Below are 19,084 nucleotides of genomic sequence, written 5' to 3' on the forward strand. Positions count from 1 at the left end.
GTCCCGCGCCCCGAAAGGGGCGCGGGGAACTGCGCGACCAGCCACCACGGCCCCGCAGGGACACTCACGCGGCGTCCCCCGGACCTCCGGCCCAACACCTCCGCAGGAACCACCGGTGGCCGGGGCCACACCTCGGGGGCCGGGGCCACACCTCGGGGGCCGGGGCCACGCCCAGGGGGAGTTGGGGGGTCACCCCCAGTCCCGCGCGGAGCGCCCCCGTTTCGTCTCGGACCGCTGCTTCTTCTCCCGCAACCGCCGCTCGTTGATGCCGCGCGGGATGCGGGTCGGCCGGCGCGGCTTCGGCGGCGGCGCGCTCGCCTCCGCGAGCAGCGCCGCCAGCCGCACCGCGGCCGCCTCGCGGTTGCGCCACTGCGAACGGTGCTCCGAAGCGCGAACAGCGATCACACCGCCCGTCAGCCGCCCGGCCAGCCGCTGGAGCGCCCGCTGCTTCCACACCTCGGGCAGCGCCTCGGTACGGGCGAGGTCGAAACGCAGTTCGACCTGGGAGTCGCTGGTGTTCACATGCTGTCCACCGGGCCCGGACGACCGCGAGAAACGCCACATGAGCTCGGCCTCGGGCAGGGAGACGGAGCCGCGGATGAGATAGGGACCGGACATGCCGTACAGGTTCCCGTGCCTGACCGGGCCACGTCACCCGAATATCCCGGAACGCGGGTAAAGAAAGTAAAGAGACCCGGAACCTCTTGCACCCCTCTCCGCGTTCAAGGTGATAGCTGTAGCTTCTAGCCGTACGTAAACGAGGGAAGGGACTCCCAACAATGGCTGTAAGCCTGTCCAAGGGTGGCAACGTCTCGCTCACCAAGGAGGCTCCGGGCCTGACCGCCGTCACCGTGGGCCTCGGCTGGGACGTCCGCACCACCACCGGCACGGACTTCGACCTCGACGCCTCGGCGATCGCGGTCAACACGCAGGGCAAGGTCTACTCGGACGCCCACTTCGTGTTCTTCAACAACAAGCAGACCCCGGACAGCACCATCGTCCACACCGGTGACAACCGCACCGGCGAGGGCGCCGGCGACGACGAGGCGATCAACGTCAACCTCGCCGGGCTCCCGGCCGACATCGACAAGATCGTCTTCCCGGTCTCGATCTACGACGCCGAGAACCGCTCGCAGAACTTCGGCCAGGTGCGCAACGCCTACATCCGCATCATCAACCAGGCCGGCGGCGCCGAGATCACCCGCTACGACCTGTCGGAGGACGCGGCCACCGAGACCGCCATGGTCTTCGGCGAGCTGTACCGCAACGGCGCGGAGTGGAAGTTCCGCGCGGTCGGCCAGGGCTACGCCTCGGGCCTCGCGGGCATCGCCCAGGACTTCGGCGTGAACGTCTGACGGACGCCCCGCTTCAGCATCGGAGCCCTCGGCCCGGCGTCCCGCCCGGCCGGGGGCTCCGGCACACGCTCAGGGCCGCTCCGGCCGCCCCTCGCCGTACAGCCAGTCCTCCCAGATCCCGGCGAAGTCCTCACCGGGAGCCGACTCCTCCACGTACGACGTGAAGTCGCCGGTGTCCGCGTTGCCGTGGCGGTGCTCCCGCGCCCAGCCCCGGAGCAGGGCGCGGAAGGCGTCGTCGCCGACCGTCTGCCGGACCTTGTGCAGGACCATCGCGCCACGCCAGTACACGGGAGTGGCGGAGATGCGCGCCGCGTCCGGCGGCTTCGCGGGCGGGAAGGACCACAGCGCCGCGTTGGTCCCCGCGTCCGGGAAGTACCCGCCGGCGTACAGCGAGTCGAACGTCCGCTGCGCGGTGTCGCCGCCGTGCTCCTCCTGCCACAGCCACTGCGCGTACGTCGCGAAGCCCTCGTTGAGCCACATGTCCCGCCAGGTGCGCGGGGTCACGGAGTTGCCGTACCACTGGTGGGCGATCTCGTGGACCAGCAGCCCGATGTCGGGGGCGCCGGGGAAGACCGGCCGGTTCTGGGTCTCCAGGGCGTACCCGGCGTCCTCGGGACGCTCGACGACCGCGCCCGCTGAGGAGAAGGGGTACGGCCCGAAGGTCCGCTCCGCCCATGCCAGCACCTCGGGGATCCGCGCCAGGACCGCACGGCTCGCCCCCGCCTGCTCCGGATCGACGGCCGTGTACACGGGCAGCCCGTCGGCGGTCGCCGTGCGGCGGACCTCGTACCTGCCGACGGCCAGCGTCGCGAGATAGCTCGCCATCGGCTCGCCGGTGCGCCAGCGGTACGTCGTACGGCTCCCCTTGCGCTCCTCACCGGCCGGCTCCCCGTTGGACACCGCCCGCCACCCCTTCGGCACGGTCACCGCGAGGGCGTACGTCGCCTTGTCGGAGGGGTGGTGATTGCCCGGGAACCACGCCATCGACCCCACCGGCTCCCCCAGCGCCAGCGCCCCGTCGGCGGTGCGCAGCCAGCCCTCCTCGGAACCGTCCGGGTCGGTGAGGGTCACCGGGGCACCGCCGTAGCGGACGGTCACCCGGAAGGTGCCGTCCACCGCCTCCCGCGGGCGGACGGTCAGCTCCTGCCCCGCCCGGCTCCAGCGGGCGGCCGCACCGTCCACGGTGACCTCCTCGACGTCGAGCCCCTCGAGGTCGAGGTTGAGCGCGGAGAGGTCCTCCGCCGCCCGGGCGGTGATCGTCGCGGTACCGGTGAGACGGTGCGTACGGGGGTCGTAGGCGAGGTCGAGGGTGTAGTGGCCGACGTCGTAACCACCGTTACCGGCCTTCGGGAAGTAGGGATCACCCACGCCGGGGCGGCCGGCGGAGCCCCCGGCCCCACCCCCGCAGGCGGCCACGGACACCACGAGCAGAGCGGCGGCGACACTGCGGAAGCCGGGGCGGTGGAAGCACACCCCGGGATCCTACGAGGAGGGACGCGCCACGGCGTGACACCATCACCCCCGTGCTCGACATCGGCTACGCCCTCTCCAACCGCTTCCCCGACCCCCCGCAGACCGACTACCGCCGTGCGGACGTCCACGCCCTGCGGCACGACCTGTTCTGCGGCGACGTCTACCTCGCCGACACGACGTCGGACCGCGAGCTGTCCACGGCCTGGGGATGGGTGCCGGTGCTCGACTTCGCGTGGGCGCTGTGCGACATCGTGGAACTCGTCGACCGGGACCCGGCCGGCTCCCGCGCCTCCCGCCCCCAGCACGCGGAACTGGACTTCACCGAGTCCACCGACCGCCTGCTCTTCGAACGCCGCTTCGGCTGGGTGGACATCGAGGCGGAATGGCTGCCCGCCTCCGAACCCCCGCTGACCTTCTCCCACGCCGAACTCCGCCGCGAGGCCCGCGACTTCCTCCACGACCTCCTCGCGGACCTGACCGACCTCCACGAGGACCTCGCCGAGAACCCGGCCGTCTGGACCCTCCAGGCCCGCTTCCCGAGGATCCCCTGACGGCCCCCGATCACCACGGTGAGAGCATCGCCCCGGAGCGGCACCGCAACGGAGAGGGAGACCAGTGGCGCAGGGACGTGCGACCTACGCGATGGACCACAGGGTGTTCCCGCCGGCCGTCGTCCGTGACGGAGCACCGGACGTCCTCGGCCCGGCCGTCCGGCTCTCGCGCGACGTCGACAGCCCCACCCCCGACCGACTCCACTCGATACGCGCATTCCACCTCCTCGCCGAGGACCGGACCCCGGTCGCCCGAGTGATCACCGAGCAGCCCCTGGGCTCGCGACTGAGCGGACGCCCCGCCGTCTACCACGTCCTCGACCCGGCCGGCGCACCGATCGGACGGATCACCCTGCGGCGCCGACGGGCCGTCCGGCCCGGCCGTAGACGCTGGACCGTGGAACCGGTCGCCGGACCCGCTCTCCGGGGGTACGCGGGCCGTCTGGTGTGGTGGGCGTTGTGGTGGCCGGTGGGACTGCCCGTCCGTCTGGTGTGGCTGATCACGACCCTCCTGGGCGAGGGCGACGGCGGGATCCGTCCGCCCCGGCGGATCATCTGGCGGGACGGCTCACGCCGGGCGCACCTCGTCTTCCGCGCGGTGGCCGAGGACTACCGGCTGCTGACCCCCGACGTCGATCCCCGTCTCGTCAACGCCCTCATCGCACTGCACCAGTCCTTCGACCCGTCCGAAGGAGCGGGCGCGTGGGGCTGGTACGGGGAATGAGCCCCTCATCACTCCTCACCCCTCCACCCTGATCCCCAGCTCCCCCGCCAGCACCGGCGCCAGGTCCAGCAGCTGGGCCGTGCCGATCACCGCCCCCGACAGCCGGTCCACCCCCCGCGCGATCTCCAGCGACGCGACCCCCCGCAGGTCCACGTCCTTCAGCACGGCCCCCGAGAGGTCCACGCCCTTCAGCGCGCAGTCCACGAACTCCACGCGCTCCAGCCGCGCACCGCCGAAGTCCGGCTCGACCAGCACGCACCCCTCGAAGACGACGTCCTTGAGCCGGGCCGAACGCAGGTTCAGAAAGTCGATCTTCCCGCCCCGGACCAGCACCCGCTCCAGCGCCGCCCCGTGCAACTGCGTCCCCCCGAGACGCGCGTCGGTCAGCTCGACGTCGCGCAGGGTCGCCCCCGCGAGGTCGGTGCCCACGCCCCGGACACCGGCGAGCACCGAGTCCAGCACCCGCGCCCGGGACAGCCGCGTCCCGTCCAGCGCGCACCCCGTCAGCGCGCAGTCCATGAAACGCGCCCCGCCGCCGTCCTGCCCGGCAAGGTCCGCCTCCCGGAACTCCAGCCCGTCGTAGTCCCCGTCCGGCTCCAGCCCACCCCCCTCGTACCGCTCCAACGCGGGCAACCGCAGCTCGGGGCGGAGCGCCGCCCTCACCCTCGTACCGCCCACCGCTCTCCTCGCCATGCCCCCCATGCTGCACCCCACCACTGACAACCCGTCCGACCTGCCGGAACCCGGCGCATGTCACATTCCCGCGCCCTCGCTCCGTCCTCTACGCAAAGCCGGAAGGCGACCCGACCGAGGGAGACCCCCAGCCATGCACCCCATCACCGTCGTCGGCGGCGGCTTCGCCGGACTCACCGCGGCCATCACCGCCGCCGAAGCGGGCGCCAAGGTCACCGTCCACGAAGCCCACCACACCCTGGGCGGCCGGGCCCGCACCGCCGAAGGCCCCTACCGGACGAACGAGGGACCACACGCCCTCTACAACGGCGGCCCGCACTGGACCTGGCTCCGACAGCGCGGCCTCATCGGCCCGCTCGCCCCGCTCCCGCCCCTGGAGGCCGCCCGGCTGCGGCTCCGCCACCGGGGCACCCTGCGCCGCACCCCGCCCTTCGCCCTGCTGAAACTCCTGCGCCGCGGCATCCCCCAGGCCCCCGTCGACACCGACTTCCTCACCTGGGCCACCGACATCGCCGGCGAGGAGGGCGCACGGGCCGCCGCCCACTACGCCGCGGTCGCCCTGTTCCACCACGACCCGGGCTCCCTGTCCGCCGCGTTCGTGCAGGAACGCCTGCGCCGCGCCACCAAACTGCCCCCGGAGGCCCACTACCCGCGCGGCGGCTGGGGCGGGCTCATCGACCGGATGGCCGCCCACGCGTGGAACCTGGGCGTACGGATGGAGACCCTCTCCCGCGTCCACACCCTGCCCACCGACACCCCGGTCGTCGTCGCCACCTCGCTCGACTCCGCCCGCCGCCTCCTCGGCGACCCCTCGCTGACCTGGCCGAGCGGCCGCACCGTCCTGGTCGACCTCGCCGTACGCACCCGGCGCGGTGACGCGTTCGCCGTGTCCGACCTCGACGCGCCCGGCTGGCTGGAGCGGTTCACCGCCCAGGACCGCACCCTCGCCCCCGCCGGCGAACAGCTGATCCAGGGCCAGATCCCCATCGGCCCGCACGAGACCAAGGCGGACGGCACCGCCCGCGCGGAGGAACTGCTCGACCTCGCCTTCCAGGGCTGGCGGCAACGGGTCACCTGGCGGCGGGACACGGTGGCGAACGGCCGCACCGGCGCCGTCGACCTGCCCGGCACCAGCTGGCGCGACCGCCCCGCCGTCGACCGCGGCGACGGCGTCTACCTCGCCGGCGACCAGGTCGCCGCCCCCGGCGTGCTCTCCGAGGTCTCCTTCAACAGCGCCCTGACGGCCGTCTCCCTCGCCCTCGGCCGGAACACGCTTGACCTCAAGCACGCTTGAGGCCGAAGAGTGGGAGCCGCAACGGCGCACGACCCGACCCCTGGGGGACCCCACATGCACGCCATCCGCCTGCACGCCTTCGGCCCGGCCGAGAACCTCACCCACGAAGAGGTCGAGGACCCACGACCGGGCCCGGGACAGGTCCGCATCGCCGTCCGCGCGGCCGGCGTCCACCTCCTCGACACGGCCCTGCGCGAAGGCGTGCGGGGCCCCGGTCCCGGCCCGGCCGCCCTGCCGACCGTCCCCGGCCGCGAGGTCGCCGGAGTGGTCGACGCGCTCGGCGAAGGCACCCCGGAGGACCTGCTCGGCCGCCGCGTCGTCGCCCACCTCGGCTTCGTCCCCGGCGGCTACGCGGAACTGGCCGTCACCGACGCCGGCCGGCTCCACGAGATCCCCGAACGCCTCGACTTCGCCGAGGCCGTCGCCATGATCGGCACGGGCCGTACGGTGATGGGAATCGTGCAGTTCGCCGAACCCGGCCCCGGGGACGTGGTCCTCGTCCCGGCCGCGGCAGGCGGCATCGGCACCCTCCTCGTGCAGTACGCCAAGAACGCCGGCGCCACCGTCATCGGCCTGGCCGGCGGCCCCGCGAAGACCGCCCGGGTGACCGCCAACGGCGCCGACCTCGCCGTCGACTACACGGACCCCCACTGGCCCGGACGACTCGACGCCCACCGCGGCAAGGTCACCCTCGTCTACGACGGCGTGGGCGGCGACACCGCCCGCGCGGCGGTCGACCTCCTCGCCCCCGACGGCCGCCACGTCGTCTTCGGCTGGTCCTCCCAGGGCATCACCAGCGACAGCCCGTACCTCGTCGAGGGCCTCTCGATCAACGTCCTCGGCCCCGAGATGATGCGCAGGGCAGGCGGCCCCGATCCCGTCCGCACCCTCGAACTGCGCGCCCTCACCGAGGCCTCCGAGGGCAGGCTCACCCCCGCCGTGCACCGCTTCCCGCTCGCCGAGGCCGCCGCCGCCCACCGGGCCCTGGAGAACAGGGCCACGACCGGAAAAGTCGTCCTGGAGCCATAGCGGGTGCCACTACTGTGCGAGAGGTGATCGACGTTCCCGCAGAACTCGCCGCCGCCCAGGAGAAGTTCAACAAGGAGGCCGGCCGCGCCTTCATCGCCGCCCTGCCCGACCTCACCGCCACCTTCCTGCACCGCTGGAACCTGCGCGTCACCGGCGCGCCCATGCACGGCGTGAGCGCCCTGGTCCTCCCCGTCGACCGCGCGGACGGCGCACCCGCGGTACTGAAGCTCCAGATCCGCGACCACGAGACCGACGGCGAACCCGTCGCCCTGCGCCTGTGGAACGGCGACGGCGCGGTCCGCCTGCTCGACCACGACGCGCCCACCGGCACCATGCTCCTGGAACGCCTCGACGCCACCAGGATGCTCTCGCACCAGGAGGACGTCCACGAGGGCGTCCTGGTGATCGCCCGCCTCCTCGCCCACCTCCACACCACCCCGGCACCCGAGGGCATGCGCCGGCTCGGCGACATCGCCCGGTCCATGCTGGAGCGGACCCCCCGGGCCCTGGAGCACATCCCGGACCCGGCGGCCCGCCGCCTCGTCGCCGACTGGGCGGCAGCCGTGCGCGAGGTCACCGACGAACCCGGCGACCGCCTCCTCCACTGGGACCTGCACGACGAGAACGTCCTCGCCGCCGACCGCGCCCCCTGGCTCGCCATCGACCCCAAGCCCCTGGCCGGCGACCCCGGCTTCGACCTCTGGCCCGCCCTCGCCAACAACTTCGACCCCGACGACGTCATCTGGCGCTTCGACGCCATGACCGACGTCCTCGGTCTGGATCGCGCGCGGGCGCGCGCGTGGACGTACGGCAGGCTGCTGCAGAACTGCCTCTGGGAGATCGAGGACGGCCGCCCGCTGGACGAGGCGGACCTGGAGATCGCGCGCCGCCTGCGCGGTCGTACGGCATGAAAAACCCCAGGTCAGAGCAGTCCTGACCTGGGGTTTCACTGAGCCCCCTGTCGGATTCGAACCGACGACCTACGCATTACAAGTGCGTTGCTCTGGCCAGCTGAGCTAAGGAGGCGCCGCGCGGCGCGCGCGAAGGCTGGTCCACTGTACACAGAGCCGGTTTCGCCGGGCCACGCACTTGTGGGACGAGGTCCCGCCCGTTCACCCCAAGTCGTACGCGAAGGTGTACGCCACCTCCGTCTCCCCGTGCCGGTAGGTGAACCCGCCCGTGCCGCGCAGCCCCGTCAGCTCCCCGGTGCCCGAGCCCTCGACGACCTCGAGGACGCAGTGGACGGTGCCGTCGGGCTCGAAGCGGCCGCGCTCCTCCAGGACGAAGGTGCCGGCCCGGCCGTCGACCCGGCCGCCGACGAGCTCCATGCCCGTGAAGGCGCCCGTTCCGCCGGTCAGGTAGGTGATCGCGTAGTCGCAGGTCGTGGCCTCGGCCTCGATGCCGCCCGAGAAGGCGTTGGTGACCGTGGCGTGCGCGAGGCGGGGGAGGCCGCCCTCCTCGGTGACGGGGCTCTCCTTCCAGTCGGCGAAGGTGAAGTGACCGGTGATCTCGGTGGTGGGCATGGGCGTTCCCTTCCGGGTGGACGACGGTGTGCCCCCACCCTTCCGGCCGTACCTGACATCCTCTGTCAGGTACGGCGGGACAATGGCTCCCATGCGCGCCGACCGGCTCCTCTCCCTGCTCCTGCTGCTGCAGAACCGCGGCCGGATGACCGCCCCCGAACTGGCGGCCGAGCTGGAGGTGTCGGTGCGCACCGTGTACCGGGACATCGAGGCGCTCGGCGCCTCCGGGGTGCCGGTGCGTGCCGAACGCGGGCCGGAGGGCGGCTACCGCCTGCTGGAGGGCTACCGCACGCGGCTCACCGGGCTGACGGACGCGGAGGCCGGTTCACTGGTCCTCGCGGGACTGCCGGGACCGGCCAGGGACCTGGGGCTGGGTGCCGTACTGGCGAGCGCCCAGCTGAAGGTGGAGGCCTCCCTGCCGGGCGAACTGGCGGACCAGGCGCGGCGGGTGCGCGAGCGATTCCACCTGGACGCGCCGGCCTGGTTCCGGGACGCCGACCCCGTGCCGCACCTGGAGCCGATCGCGCGGGCCGTGTGGGAGCGCAGGGTGCTCCGGACCCACTACCGGCGCTGGCGCGGCGAGGTGCACCGGGAGGTGCGTCCGCTGGGGCTCGTGCTGAAGGGCGGCATCTGGTACCTGGTGGCGCTGGCGGACGACGCGGTGCGCACCTACCGGGTGTCGCGGTTCCGGGCGGTGGCGGAGACGGGCGAGGAGTTCACCCGGCCCGCGGGCTTCGACCTGGCCGCGTACTGGACGGAGTCGTCCCGGCGGATGGAGGCGGCGATGCGGCAGGGCACGGCCCGGGTGCGGCTCTCGCCGCGCGGGCAGAAGCTGCTGCCGATGCAGTTCGGGGCGGCGGGGGCGCGGGCGCTCGCGGACGCGGGGCCGGCGGACGGGCGGGGCTGGGTGGAGGTGGAGCTGGCCGTCGAGTCGGAAGCGGTCGCGACCGGCGACCTGCTGCGGCTCGGCGTCGAGGCGGAGGTGCTCGGCCCGGCGGGGCTGCGGGAGGCGGTCGCGACGGCGGTGGAGGTGCTGGCGGACCGCTACGCGAGCGCACGGTGATCACGTACGAAACGTAACAGTCACCCCCGTGATCGAAAGTTTCCGCGAAATTCACGGCCCTGGAACTACTGACAACCAGGTGAACGCCGGGTACCGTCCTGTGCCAGTTCACTCGCGTGGACCACACCACAACGGAACACCCGTCGTGGCATCACCTTCCTACTCGGATCGTCCGGCACGTTCCTGCCGGTAGAAGGGGACCATTCACCATGGCCACTGTCACGTTCGACAAGGCGACCCGGGTCTACCCCGGCTCCACCAAGCCCGCCGTCGACGCCCTCGACATCGAGATCGCGGACGGCGAGTTCCTCGTCCTGGTCGGTCCGTCCGGTTGCGGCAAGTCCACCTCGCTCCGCATGCTCGCGGGGCTCGAGGACGTCAACGGCGGTGCCATCCGCATCGGTGACCGCGACGTCACGCACCTGCCGCCGAAGGACCGGGACATCGCCATGGTGTTCCAGAACTACGCGCTCTACCCGCACATGACGGTCGCCGACAACATGGGCTTCGCGCTCAAGATCGCCGGCGTCAACAAGGCGGAGATCCGGCAGAAGGTCGAGGAGGCCGCGAAGATCCTCGACCTCACCGAGTACCTCGACCGCAAGCCGAAGGCGCTCTCCGGTGGTCAGCGCCAGCGTGTCGCGATGGGCCGCGCGATCGTGCGTGAGCCGCAGGTGTTCCTCATGGACGAGCCGCTGTCCAACCTGGACGCCAAGCTCCGTGTGTCGACGCGTACGCAGATCGCGTCGCTGCAGCGCCGCCTGGGCATCACCACCGTCTACGTCACCCACGACCAGGTCGAGGCCCTCACCATGGGTGACCGCGTCGCGGTCCTCAAGGACGGTCTGCTCCAGCAGGTCGACACCCCGCGCAACATGTACGACAAGCCCGCGAACCTGTTCGTCGCCGGCTTCATCGGCTCCCCGGCCATGAACCTGGTCGAGGTCCCGATCGCCGACGGCGGTGTGAAGTTCGGCAACTCGGTGGTGCCGGTGCAGCGTGACGCGCTCTCCGCGACCAGCGACAAGACCGTCACCGTGGGCGTCCGCCCCGAGCACTTCGACGTGGCCGGCGCCGACTCCGACCAGGGTGTCGCCGTCACCGTCAACGTCGTCGAGGAGCTGGGCTCCGACGCGTACGTCTACGGCACCGCGCAGGTCGGTGGCGAGTCCAAGGACATCGTCGTCCGCGTCGGCGGCCGTGACGTCCCGGAGAAGGGCAGCGTGCTGCACGTCGTGCCGCGCGCGGGCGAGACCCACGTGTTCTCGACGTCGACCGGTGCGCGCCTGTCCGACTGACGCCGTTTCACCGAAGGGCCCCGCAGCGAGCTGCGGGGCCCTTCGCGTTGTCGACAAATACCCCGGCATACCGGTCATTTCGATCCTTGTACGTCAACACGCCACCCGGAGTATCGAGTTCCGCGTCCCCCGTAACGGTGACGGAATGTTTTCTTGTCGCTACCTGGCGCTACCCTCGCTCGCGTGAAGCACTCCACTAACCGTCAGACGCGTCGCGGCCGGGGCCCCGCCCGCCGGATCGGCCGTTCCCTCGCCTTCGTCCTGCCCGTCGTCCTGGTGTTCTCCGGGACCCTCGCGGTCGCTCGGGTCAACTGGTCGGGGACCTCCTCGAGCCCCGTGCTCACGGCCGCCTCCGACGCGTCCTCCCGTGCCGACGCCCGGGCGCCGCAGCACGTGTTGCGGGACAGGCTGCTGATCGAACTGCAGGAGGAGGACCCGGGCGTGGCGCTCACCCACCTCCAGCAGGCCGTGAACGACCGCCCGTCGCTGGCGAAGCACTGCGCGTCCATCGCCCGCGCCCTCGGCAAGGCGGCGGTCCGCGTCTACGGCCCCACCAAGGCCCAGTCCTACGCCCGCCCGGTCTGCGACACCTCCTTCGCCTCAGGCGTCACCACAGCCACCCACTGACCCCGCTCCCGCCATTCCCGCCATTCCCGCCACTCCTGCCGTTCCTGCCGTTCCCGCGGGCAGTCGTGCCTCCCCCAGTGCCTTGAAGGCCTGGGAGGTGCCCCCAGGGCGATGGGGGTCCCCCGCCCGAGCGCAGCCGAGGGGGGAAGGGTGGGCGATGGGGGTCCCTCCCGCTCATGGGGGTCCCTCCCGCTCGAGCGAAGCCGAGAGTGAGGGAGAAGCCGAGAGTGAGGGAGAAGCCGAGAGTGAGGGAGGCACCCCGCAAACGCCGGGCCGCGCGACAAACCCCCGGTCCACGACATCGCCGGGGCGCCCCGTAAGGCACCGGCCACACCACCGCCGGGCGCCTCGCAAGCGCCGCGTAAAGTGCGGGCATGACCGATCCGCGTGCCGTCGCCCGCCCCGTACAAGCCGTAGTCCTGGCCGGAGGCCAGGGATCCCGGCTTCGTCCGTACACCGACGACCGCCCCAAGCCGATGGTCGAGATCCCCGGCACGGGAACCCCGATCATCGGCCACCAGCTCTCCTGGCTCGCCGAGGAGGGCGTGACGGACGTGGTGGTCTCCTGCGGCCACCTCGCCGAGGTCCTGCAGAAGTGGCTGGACACCGCCGACCTGCCCCTCTCCGTCACCACCGTCGTCGAGACGGAACCCCTCGGCCGCGGCGGCGGCCTGAAGTACGCCGCCGCCCGCCTCCCGCGCCCGGACCGGCCCTGGTACGCCACCAACGGCGACATCTGGACCCGTTTCTCGCTGCGCGACATGGCCGACTTCCACACCGAGCGGGACGCCGTCGCGACCCTCGCCCTGGCCCGCCCCCGCATCCCGTGGGGCGCGGTGCGCACGGACGGGTTCGGGCACATCACCGACTTCATCGAGGCCCCGCCGTCGACCTTCGAGATCAACGCGGGCGTGTACGTCTTCTCCCCCGAGTTCGCCGGTCTGCTCCCGGAGCGCGGCGACCACGAGCGCACCACGTTCCCGCATCTGGCGCGTGAGCGCCGCCTGGCCGGTTTCCCGATCCCCCAGGGCTCCTACTGGCGCGCGATCGACACCGCGAAGGACCTGACGGAGGCGGCCAGGGAGCTGGCGTCCCAGGGCCGCTGAATTCTCTCCGTCCATCCGTCACATCGTCCGGTCGCCGTCCGTCAGTGACGTGACGTGGCGACACCGCCGCGCCGTACGGGTGGAGGGAGAGGACCGCACGATGCTGACCGACGTCATGTACGTGACGATCAACGTGACCGACCAGGACCGGTCTCTGAGGTTCTACACGGACCAGCTCGGCCTGGAGAAGCGCACCGATCACCCGGGCCCCGAAGGGCGCTTCCTCACGGTGGGCGTCCCGGGCAGTGCCCTGGAGTTCCTCCTGTGGCCGCACGCGGCGGCCGCGGGGCAGCCGGCCGGAGGAGAGCCGGGCAGGGCGCTCGCTTCGGTCTTCCTCGAGTCGGACGACCTGAGGAAGGACTTCGCGGTGTGGCGCGACCGCGGTGTGCCGTTCGACCAGCCCGATCCGGAGGACTACCCGTTCGGGGTGCGCATCGAGGCCGTGGATCCGGACGGCAACCGGATCGCGCTGCGCCAGCGCGGCCGGGCGAGCGGGGCGTGACGGCCGGCCGGACGGCCGTCCGGCCGTAGGCGCCGTCCCACGGCGAAGGGGTCCCGCACGGACGACGTGCGGGACCCCACTGCCGTACGCGGGTGGCCGCCCCTACCCCAGGAGGCCGCCCACGAGCCCGGGTTTCCCGGAGGAGCCGCCGCTGCCGCCGCTCGGTGTGCCGCTTCCGCCGGAGGCGCCGGCGCCGCCCGAGGTCGGGCCGGAGCTGGTGCTGGGCGCCTGGCCCTCCGGGGAGGACTGCTGGGGCGGGGCCTGACCGGCGCTGCCCTGGGTCTGGCTGGGCTCGCCGGTGGCCGCGTCGGCGCCCTGGGTCGCGCCGGGGGTCGTGGTGCCGGCGGACGGGCTCGCCGCGTCCGAGGTGGCGTCCCGGGTGGGCGAGGTGGAGGCGGGCGGGGTCCGCTTCTCCTTCCGGCGGTCGTCGGACTCCTCCGGCAGCGGGGAGCCGGGGAGCTCGTTGCGCGGGGCCTCGCCGGGTCCGGGGACGACCACGCGGTCGGCGTCCCGCACGGCACCGCCGAGCAGTGACCCGACGAGCATGCTGAACCCGCAGACCACGAAGGTGATCAGGGCGCCCCGGCGCAGCACGTACCGCCGCAGGTCCCAGATGTCGGCGCGGGGGCCGAGCCGGCGCCAGGCCCCGCCCGCGAGGCGGCCGTCGACGGAGTAGACGGGGGCGCCCGCGATGATCAGCGGCGACCAGGCGGCGAGGTAGATGATGTCGGGCGTCTCGTAGGCGGGGACGCTCTTCCAGCTGACGGTGACCAGCAGGGCCGCCGAGAGGGCCGCCCCGGCGACGGCGGCCAGGCGCTGCCAGCAGCCGAGGGCGGTCAGGACGCCGACGACGATCTGTGCGAAGGCGATGGCGAGGCCGGAGCCGATGGGGTGCTCGAGGGCGAACTGGCGCAGCGGCTCGGCGACTTCCCAGGGGTGCAGGGTGTGCAGCCACTTGACCATGGAGCCGCGCTTGCCGCCCTCGAAGTAGAGGGGGTCGCACAGCTTGCTCATCCCGGCGTAGACGGAGATGCCGCCGAGGAAGACGCGCAGCGGGAGCAGGACGACGCCGAGGTTCATCCGGCGTCCGGGGTAGTAGGCGTGCCGGGCCGCGTCGTCGCCGTGCCGCCTGGCGCGCCGGCCGGTGACCTCGGACTCGTCGCCGTACGCGGGCTCGTCGTAGGCGGGTTCGTCGTACGCGGGTTCGTCGTAGACGGGTCCGCCGTACGCGGGTTCGTCGTAGGCGCTGCCGACCGTGCGCATCGGGGGCAGCAGGGGCCCGTCGGCCGGGCGGCGCTGGGCGCCGACGAACGGGGTTTCGATGGGCTGGGTGGCCGGGTCGTCGGCGTAGTCGTACCCGGTGCCGGTGCGCGGGATGACCTGGGTGCCCCCGGCGTCGACGAGCGGCTCGTCGGCGTGGTGGACGCCTTCGTGCCGTACGGCCTGGAGCAGCCGGTGGGCGCCGGTGTCGTCGGGCGCGGACCGGCCGCTCCAGACGACGGGCCGGCGGCGGGCGGGCGCCTGGCCCGGCGTGCCCACGGTGGTGACGACGGGGATGCGGGCGGTCTCCTCGGCGGCACTCGCGTGCCGTGCGATCCGCGGCAAGGGGGCACGCCGCGCCGAGGCGCCCAGCTGCACGCGGAAGCTGGCGTGATTGACGATGACCTGGGCCGGATCGCTCGGCACCTTCACCATGCTCAGCGCGGGAGCGTCGTCGAGTCCCGACGAACGGTCCCCCGTGGGTGTGCGGGGTGTTCTGGTGTCCACGCGCATCTAACCGAGTGACACGGCGTTAGGACACTGCCTCGACCCGCCGGAAGTGTCCGGACCGCGTCAAGCCTGCCCGGACCACCCGGAACGCCCCGCACGGGCGACCCCGTCGAACGTCCGTTCAGCCGCGTCGGCGTGCCGCCTCGTACAGCACGATGCCCGCCGCGACACCGGCGTTGAGCGACTCCGCGCCGCCCGGCATCGGGATCCGTACCCGGAAGTCGCAGGTCTCGCCGACCAGCCGGGAGAGCCCCTTGCCCTCGCTGCCCACGACGATGACGACCGGTCCGTCCAGCGCCTCGAGGTCGCCGAGCTCGGCCTCCCCGTCGGCGGCCAGGCCGACGACCGCGATGCCGGCCTTCTTGTACGCCTCCAGGGCGCGCGTCAGGTTGGTGGCGCGGGCGACGGGCGTACGGGCGGCCGTACCGGCGGACGTCTTCCAGGCACCGGCGGTCATGCCGGCGGCGCGCCGCTCGGGCACGACGACGCCGTGGCCGCCGAACGCGGAGACGGACCGGACGACCGCGCCGAGGTTGCGCGGGTCGGTGACCCCGTCGAGGGCGACGATCAGCGGGTCCTCACCCTCGTCGTGGGCGTTCGCGACGAGGTCCTCGGGGTGCGCGTACTCGTACGGCGGGACCTGGAGCACCAGGCCCTGGTGGTTCAGGCCGTTGGTCATGCGGTCGAGCTCGGGACGCGGCGCCTCCATGAGGTTGATGCCGCCGCGCTCGGCCGCGAGCTGGAGCGCCTCGCGCACCCGCTCGTCGTTGTCGATGAACTGCTGGACGTACAGCGTGGAGGCGGGCACGCCCTCGCGCAGCGCCTCGACGACCGGGTTGCGGCCGACGACGAGTTCGGAGGCCGAGCGGCCCCCGCCGCGCCGCTGCTGCGGGCGGGCGCCCTGGGCGCGGCGGGCCTTCGCCTGGGCGGCGCGCTGCTTGGCGTGCCCCTTGCGCATCTCGGCGGGCGGCGTGGGCCCCTTGCCTTCCAGGCCCCGGCGCCGCTGGCCGCCACTGCCGACCTGCGCGCCCTTCTTGCCGGACATGCGGCGGTTGTTCGCGGCCATGAGGTATCCGTCTCCGTGAGGTCGTGGGTGGTGCTGCTTGTGTGCGTACCTGGTGCGTACGTCTGTGACGTGTGCCTATGAAGTGTGCCGCCCGGAGGCCCGGACGGCACAGTCGATCTTCGGATGCCGAGGTCAGCGCCGGTCGGGGCCCGGCTCCTCAGCGCGGGCCGAGGCTCCAGCGCGGCCCCTGCGGACTGTCCTCGATCACCAGGCCGGACTGGCCCAGCTGGTCGCGGATGGCGTCCGCGGTGGGCCAGTCCTTGCGGGCGCGGGCGGCCTCGCGCTGGTCGAGGACCATGCGGACCAGGGTGTCGACCACGCCGTGGAGGTCCTCGCCGCGGCCGGTCTCGCCGGCCCAGTGCGGGTCGAGCGGGTCGAGGCCGAGCACGCCGAGCATGGCGCGGACCTCGGCGAGTCGGGCGACCGCCTCCTCCTTGTCGTCGGCGGCCAGCGCGCTGTTGCCCTGCCGGACGGTGGTGTGCACGACGGCGAGCGCCTGCGGGACGCCCAGGTCGTCGTCCATCGCCTCGGCGAACGCGGGCGGCACCTCGGCGGCGGGTTCGACGACGCCCCCGGCCTTCTCCACCACGCGCTGCACGAAGCCCTCGATCCGCGCGAACGCGGACTCGGCCTCGCGCAGGGCCTCCTCGCTGTACTCGATCATCGACCGGTAGTGCGGGGTGCCGAGGTAGTAGCGCAGCACGATGGGCCGCCAGCGCTTGACCATCTCGGAGACCAGGACGCTGTTGCCGAGCGACTTCGACATCTTCTCGCCGCTCATGGTGACCCAGGCGTTGTGCACCCAGTACCGGGCGAACTCGTCGCCGTAGGCCTTGGCCTGGGCGATCTCGTTCTCGTGGTGCGGGAAGATCAGGTCGAGGCCGCCGCCGTGGACGTCGAAGGCACTGCCGAGGTACTTGTGCGCCATCGCCGAGCACTCCAGGTGCCAGCCGGGGCGCCCGCGGCCCCACGGCGTCTCCCAGCTCGGCTCGCCGGGCTTGGCCGCCTTCCACATCGCGAAGTCGCGCGGGTCCCGCTTGCCGGTCTCGCCCTCGCCGGACGGCTGGAGCAGGTTGTCGAGCTCCTGGTTGGACAGCTTCAGGTACTCGGGGAACGAGGCGACGGCGAAGTACACGTTGCCGTCGGCCTCGTAGGCGTGCCCGCGCTCGATGAGGCCGCGCATCATCTCGACCATCTCGGTGATGTGGCCGGTGGCGCGCGGCTCGTAGGTCGGCGGCAGGCAGCCGAGGGCCCGGTAGCCGTCGGTGAAGGCGCGCTCGTTGTCGTAGCCGATGGACCACCAGGGGCGGCCCTGCTCGGCGGACTTGGCGATGATCTTGTCGTCGATGTCGGTGACGTTGCGGACGAACGTCACCGACAGGCCGCGGTACTCGAACCAGCGGCGCATGATGTCGAAGTTCAGGCCCGAGCGGATGTGCCCGATGTGGGGTGCCGCCTGCACGGTGGCACCACACAGGTAGATCGAGACGCAACCCGGCTGGAGCGGGGTGAAGTCACGGATCTGCCGGGCGCTGGTGTCGTACAGGCGAATAGTCACGAGACCAGGGTAGTAGGCGCGGGAAGGTGCGGTGCGCCTCCGGCGGTTTCGAGGGCGCATGTCACGCGCGGGCCCGGTGGGGGCTGTCGCGTCCGCGCGGCGGAGCCGCACCTCGGCACGGCCCCGCGCCCCTGTCAGGTGGGCCCCGTCATCCCTCGTGCACGACGAGCGCCGTCGCCACCGCCATGAGGCCCTCGTCCCTTCCCAGGAACCCCAGCCCGTCGGTGGTGGCGCCGGAGACCGAGACCGGTGCGCCGGCCGCTTCCGAGAGGAGCTTCTGCGCCTCCGCCCTGCGCCTGCCGATCTTCGGGCGGGGGCCGACCACCTGTACGGCGATGTTGCCGATGCGGAAGCCGGCCTCCCGGACGATGCGCGCGGCCTCGGTCAGCAGGGTCACGCCGGACGCGCCGGACCACTCGGGGCGGCCGGTGCCGAAGTGCTGCCCCAGGTCGCCGAGGCCGGCGGCGGAGAAGAGGGCGTTGCAGGCGGCGTGGGCGACGACGTCCGCGTCGGAGTGGCCGGCCAGGCCGGGGCCCTCGCCCTCCCACTTCAGGCCTGCGCACCACAGTTCGCGGCCGTCCTCGAAGGCGTGGATGTCGGTGCCGATGCCGACCTGGGGCAGCGGGTACGGCCGTTCAGAAGCCATCGTTGAGCCTCCTGCGGGCCAGGACCGCCTCGGCGAGGACCAGGTCGAGGGGGCGGGTGACCTTGAAGGCCTCCTCGTGCCCGGGGACGGTGACGACGGTGAGGCCGAGCTGTTCGACCATGCTCGCGTCGTCGGTGACGTCGTCCCGCACCGTCTCGTGCGCGCGCACGAGGGTGTCCCGGTCGAAGCCCTGCGGGGTCTGCACGGCCCGCAGCAGCGACCGGTCCGGGGTGGCGACCACGGGTTCCGGTTCGCCCGGGGCGGCGGGCTCGACCTGCTTGACGGTGTCGGCGAGCGGCAGCGCGGGCACGACGGCCGGCGCTCCGTCGCGGACGGCCTCGATGACGGAGTCGACGGTGTCCACGGGGACGAGCGGGCGGGCCGCGTCGTGCACCAGGACGATGTCGTAGCCGGGCGGCAGCGCGTCCAGACCGCGCTTCACGGACTCCTGGCGGCTGTCGCCGCCGGGGACCACGACGAAGTCGGTGCGGTCGGGCAGCGCGTGCGCGTCGAGCAGCGACCTGACCTCGGGGGCGCCGTCGGGCGGGGCCACGACGACCACCAGGGAGACGGCGCGGGAGTCGGCCATCGCGCGGACGGCGTGGACGAGCATGGGCGTGCCGCCCAGCGCGCGCAGGGCCTTGGGGGCGCCCGGACCGAGGCGTACGCCACGGCCGGCGGCCGGGATCACGGCCGCCGTACGGGCGGCCGCACGGCTGGTCGGGCGGCCGGGTGCGGGGTTCGGCGAGGGCGGGGGGAGCGGATCGTCAGACATCGGTTCCTGTCAGGTTTGTGTGCTCGGCCCG

The 19,084-nt window shown here is 73.0% G+C and carries 20 protein-coding genes and 1 tRNA gene; 11 read left to right on the top strand and 10 right to left on the bottom strand.

The features are described from left to right. Nucleotides 1–189: 189 nt before the first annotated feature. Nucleotides 190–627 (bottom strand): alternative ribosome rescue aminoacyl-tRNA hydrolase ArfB, encoded by a 438-nt coding sequence (gene arfB, locus AB0A94_RS22855; protein ID WP_361747230.1) that lies wholly within the window; start codon nt 625–627, stop codon nt 190–192. A gap of 152 nt (nt 628–779) precedes the next feature. Here arfB and AB0A94_RS22860 point away from each other — a divergent pair, with 152 nt between their 5' ends. Next, nucleotides 780–1,355: a TerD family protein gene (locus AB0A94_RS22860; protein WP_361747000.1), complete on the top strand. Its 576-nt coding sequence runs from the start codon at nt 780–782 to the stop codon at nt 1,353–1,355. Between the two features lie 69 nt (nt 1,356–1,424). Here the strand turns inward: AB0A94_RS22860 and AB0A94_RS22865 are convergent, their stop codons facing one another. Beyond that, complete coding sequence (locus AB0A94_RS22865; RefSeq protein WP_361747002.1) at nt 1,425–2,828, bottom strand: M1 family metallopeptidase; 1,404 nt, start codon at nt 2,826–2,828, stop codon at nt 1,425–1,427. Nucleotides 2,829–2,878: 50 nt separating this feature from the next. On the opposite strand from AB0A94_RS22865, the gene AB0A94_RS22870 reads away from it, so the two are divergent. Both AB0A94_RS22870 and AB0A94_RS22875 read left to right on the top strand, forming a co-directional pair. Next, nucleotides 2,879–3,379, top strand: a complete 501-nt coding sequence (locus AB0A94_RS22870) for a hypothetical protein (RefSeq protein WP_361747004.1) — start codon at nt 2,879–2,881, stop codon at nt 3,377–3,379. A 64-nt stretch (nt 3,380–3,443) separates the two neighbouring features. Beyond that, entirely contained in the window at nt 3,444–4,103 is a 660-nt protein-coding gene (locus tag AB0A94_RS22875) for a hypothetical protein (RefSeq protein WP_361747006.1), read from the top strand. A 15-nt stretch (nt 4,104–4,118) separates the two neighbouring features. Here the strand turns inward: AB0A94_RS22875 and AB0A94_RS22880 are convergent, their stop codons facing one another. Continuing rightward, nucleotides 4,119–4,796, bottom strand: a complete 678-nt coding sequence (locus AB0A94_RS22880) for a pentapeptide repeat-containing protein (RefSeq protein ID WP_361747008.1) — start codon at nt 4,794–4,796, stop codon at nt 4,119–4,121. Between the two features lie 133 nt (nt 4,797–4,929). On the opposite strand from AB0A94_RS22880, the gene AB0A94_RS22885 reads away from it, so the two are divergent. The 3 genes from AB0A94_RS22885 to AB0A94_RS22895 are packed head-to-tail and all read left to right on the top strand — an operon-like array spanning nt 4,930 to nt 8,030. Then, nucleotides 4,930–6,090: an NAD(P)-binding protein gene (locus AB0A94_RS22885; protein WP_361747010.1), complete on the top strand. Its 1,161-nt coding sequence runs from the start codon at nt 4,930–4,932 to the stop codon at nt 6,088–6,090. Between the two features lie 54 nt (nt 6,091–6,144). Next, on the top strand, nt 6,145–7,119 hold the full coding sequence (locus tag AB0A94_RS22890; protein WP_361747012.1) for a zinc-binding dehydrogenase: 975 nt from the start codon (nt 6,145–6,147) through the stop codon (nt 7,117–7,119). A gap of 23 nt (nt 7,120–7,142) precedes the next feature. Beyond that, a complete protein-coding gene (locus AB0A94_RS22895; RefSeq protein ID WP_361747014.1) occupies nt 7,143–8,030 on the top strand; it encodes an aminoglycoside phosphotransferase family protein in 888 nt (295 codons plus the stop codon). Nucleotides 8,031–8,071: 41 nt separating this feature from the next. On the opposite strand, the gene AB0A94_RS22900 is transcribed toward AB0A94_RS22895, so the two are convergent. Continuing rightward, a tRNA-Thr gene (locus tag AB0A94_RS22900) sits at nt 8,072–8,145 on the bottom strand. An 86-nt stretch (nt 8,146–8,231) separates the two neighbouring features. Next, nucleotides 8,232–8,642 (bottom strand): DUF3224 domain-containing protein, encoded by a 411-nt coding sequence (locus AB0A94_RS22905; protein WP_361747016.1) that lies wholly within the window; start codon nt 8,640–8,642, stop codon nt 8,232–8,234. A gap of 91 nt (nt 8,643–8,733) precedes the next feature. Here AB0A94_RS22905 and AB0A94_RS22910 point away from each other — a divergent pair, with 91 nt between their 5' ends. The 5 genes from AB0A94_RS22910 to AB0A94_RS22930 all read left to right on the top strand — a co-directional run bounded on the left by AB0A94_RS22910 (nt 8,734) and on the right by AB0A94_RS22930 (nt 13,238). Continuing rightward, nucleotides 8,734–9,705, top strand: a complete 972-nt coding sequence (locus AB0A94_RS22910) for a WYL domain-containing protein (protein ID WP_361747018.1) — start codon at nt 8,734–8,736, stop codon at nt 9,703–9,705. A 209-nt stretch (nt 9,706–9,914) separates the two neighbouring features. Then, nucleotides 9,915–11,003 (top strand): sn-glycerol-3-phosphate ABC transporter ATP-binding protein UgpC, encoded by a 1,089-nt coding sequence (gene ugpC / locus AB0A94_RS22915; protein WP_361747020.1) that lies wholly within the window; start codon nt 9,915–9,917, stop codon nt 11,001–11,003. A gap of 183 nt (nt 11,004–11,186) precedes the next feature. Then, nucleotides 11,187–11,630, top strand: a complete 444-nt coding sequence (locus AB0A94_RS22920; RefSeq protein WP_217128651.1) for a hypothetical protein — start codon at nt 11,187–11,189, stop codon at nt 11,628–11,630. A 374-nt stretch (nt 11,631–12,004) separates the two neighbouring features. After that, complete coding sequence (locus AB0A94_RS22925) at nt 12,005–12,736, top strand: nucleotidyltransferase family protein (protein WP_361747022.1); 732 nt, start codon at nt 12,005–12,007, stop codon at nt 12,734–12,736. Between the two features lie 49 nt (nt 12,737–12,785). Further along, nucleotides 12,786–13,238 (top strand): VOC family protein, encoded by a 453-nt coding sequence (locus AB0A94_RS22930; RefSeq protein ID WP_361747024.1) that lies wholly within the window; start codon nt 12,786–12,788, stop codon nt 13,236–13,238. A gap of 102 nt (nt 13,239–13,340) precedes the next feature. Here AB0A94_RS22930 and AB0A94_RS22935 read toward each other — a convergent pair whose 3' ends face one another. The 5 genes from AB0A94_RS22935 to ispD all read right to left on the bottom strand — a co-directional run bounded on the left by AB0A94_RS22935 (nt 13,341) and on the right by ispD (nt 19,053). Then, on the bottom strand, nt 13,341–15,011 hold the full coding sequence (locus AB0A94_RS22935; RefSeq protein ID WP_361747026.1) for a DoxX family membrane protein: 1,671 nt from the start codon (nt 15,009–15,011) through the stop codon (nt 13,341–13,343). A 118-nt stretch (nt 15,012–15,129) separates the two neighbouring features. Further along, a complete protein-coding gene (gene rlmB / locus AB0A94_RS22940) occupies nt 15,130–16,074 on the bottom strand; it encodes a 23S rRNA (guanosine(2251)-2'-O)-methyltransferase RlmB (RefSeq protein WP_361747028.1) in 945 nt (314 codons plus the stop codon). Between the two features lie 157 nt (nt 16,075–16,231). Then, nucleotides 16,232–17,632, bottom strand: coding sequence for a cysteine--tRNA ligase (cysS, locus tag AB0A94_RS22945; protein ID WP_361747030.1), 1,401 nt, complete (start codon nt 17,630–17,632; stop codon nt 16,232–16,234). Nucleotides 17,633–17,780: 148 nt separating this feature from the next. Beyond that, nucleotides 17,781–18,278, bottom strand: a complete 498-nt coding sequence (gene ispF, locus AB0A94_RS22950) for a 2-C-methyl-D-erythritol 2,4-cyclodiphosphate synthase (RefSeq protein WP_361747032.1) — start codon at nt 18,276–18,278, stop codon at nt 17,781–17,783. Further along, nucleotides 18,268–19,053 carry a 2-C-methyl-D-erythritol 4-phosphate cytidylyltransferase gene (ispD, locus tag AB0A94_RS22955; protein ID WP_361747034.1) on the bottom strand — a complete coding sequence of 262 codons (786 nt, stop codon included), beginning with the start codon at nt 19,051–19,053 and terminating at the stop codon, nt 18,268–18,270. The genes ispF and ispD overlap by 11 nt, the downstream gene beginning before the upstream one ends. Between the last annotated feature and the right edge of the window lie 31 nt (nt 19,054–19,084).

It is taken from the genome of Streptomyces sp. NPDC044984, from assembly GCF_040646935.1.
In the GTDB taxonomy this organism is placed as follows: domain Bacteria; phylum Actinomycetota; class Actinomycetes; order Streptomycetales; family Streptomycetaceae; genus Streptomyces.

Excerpts from the sequence above, each read along its gene's own strand:
- AB0A94_RS22860 (WP_361747000.1), top strand. The coding sequence starts at position 780 with ATGGCTGTAAGCCTGTCCAAGGGTGGCAACGTCTCGCTCACCAAGGAG.
- AB0A94_RS22880 (WP_361747008.1), bottom strand. The coding sequence starts at position 4,796 with ATGGCGAGGAGAGCGGTGGGCGGTACGAGGGTGAGGGCGGCGCTCCGC.
- AB0A94_RS22885 (WP_361747010.1), top strand. The coding sequence starts at position 4,930 with ATGCACCCCATCACCGTCGTCGGCGGCGGCTTCGCCGGACTCACCGCG.
- AB0A94_RS22890 (WP_361747012.1), top strand. The coding sequence starts at position 6,145 with ATGCACGCCATCCGCCTGCACGCCTTCGGCCCGGCCGAGAACCTCACC.
- AB0A94_RS22905 (WP_361747016.1), bottom strand. The coding sequence starts at position 8,642 with ATGCCCACCACCGAGATCACCGGTCACTTCACCTTCGCCGACTGGAAG.
- AB0A94_RS22910 (WP_361747018.1), top strand. The coding sequence starts at position 8,734 with ATGCGCGCCGACCGGCTCCTCTCCCTGCTCCTGCTGCTGCAGAACCGC.
- ugpC (WP_361747020.1), top strand. The coding sequence starts at position 9,915 with ATGGCCACTGTCACGTTCGACAAGGCGACCCGGGTCTACCCCGGCTCC.
- AB0A94_RS22925 (WP_361747022.1), top strand. The coding sequence starts at position 12,005 with ATGACCGATCCGCGTGCCGTCGCCCGCCCCGTACAAGCCGTAGTCCTG.
- AB0A94_RS22935 (WP_361747026.1), bottom strand. The coding sequence starts at position 15,011 with ATGCGCGTGGACACCAGAACACCCCGCACACCCACGGGGGACCGTTCG.
- rlmB (WP_361747028.1), bottom strand. The coding sequence starts at position 16,074 with ATGGCCGCGAACAACCGCCGCATGTCCGGCAAGAAGGGCGCGCAGGTC.
- ispF (WP_361747032.1), bottom strand. The coding sequence starts at position 18,278 with ATGGCTTCTGAACGGCCGTACCCGCTGCCCCAGGTCGGCATCGGCACC.
- ispD (WP_361747034.1), bottom strand. The coding sequence starts at position 19,053 with ATGTCTGACGATCCGCTCCCCCCGCCCTCGCCGAACCCCGCACCCGGC.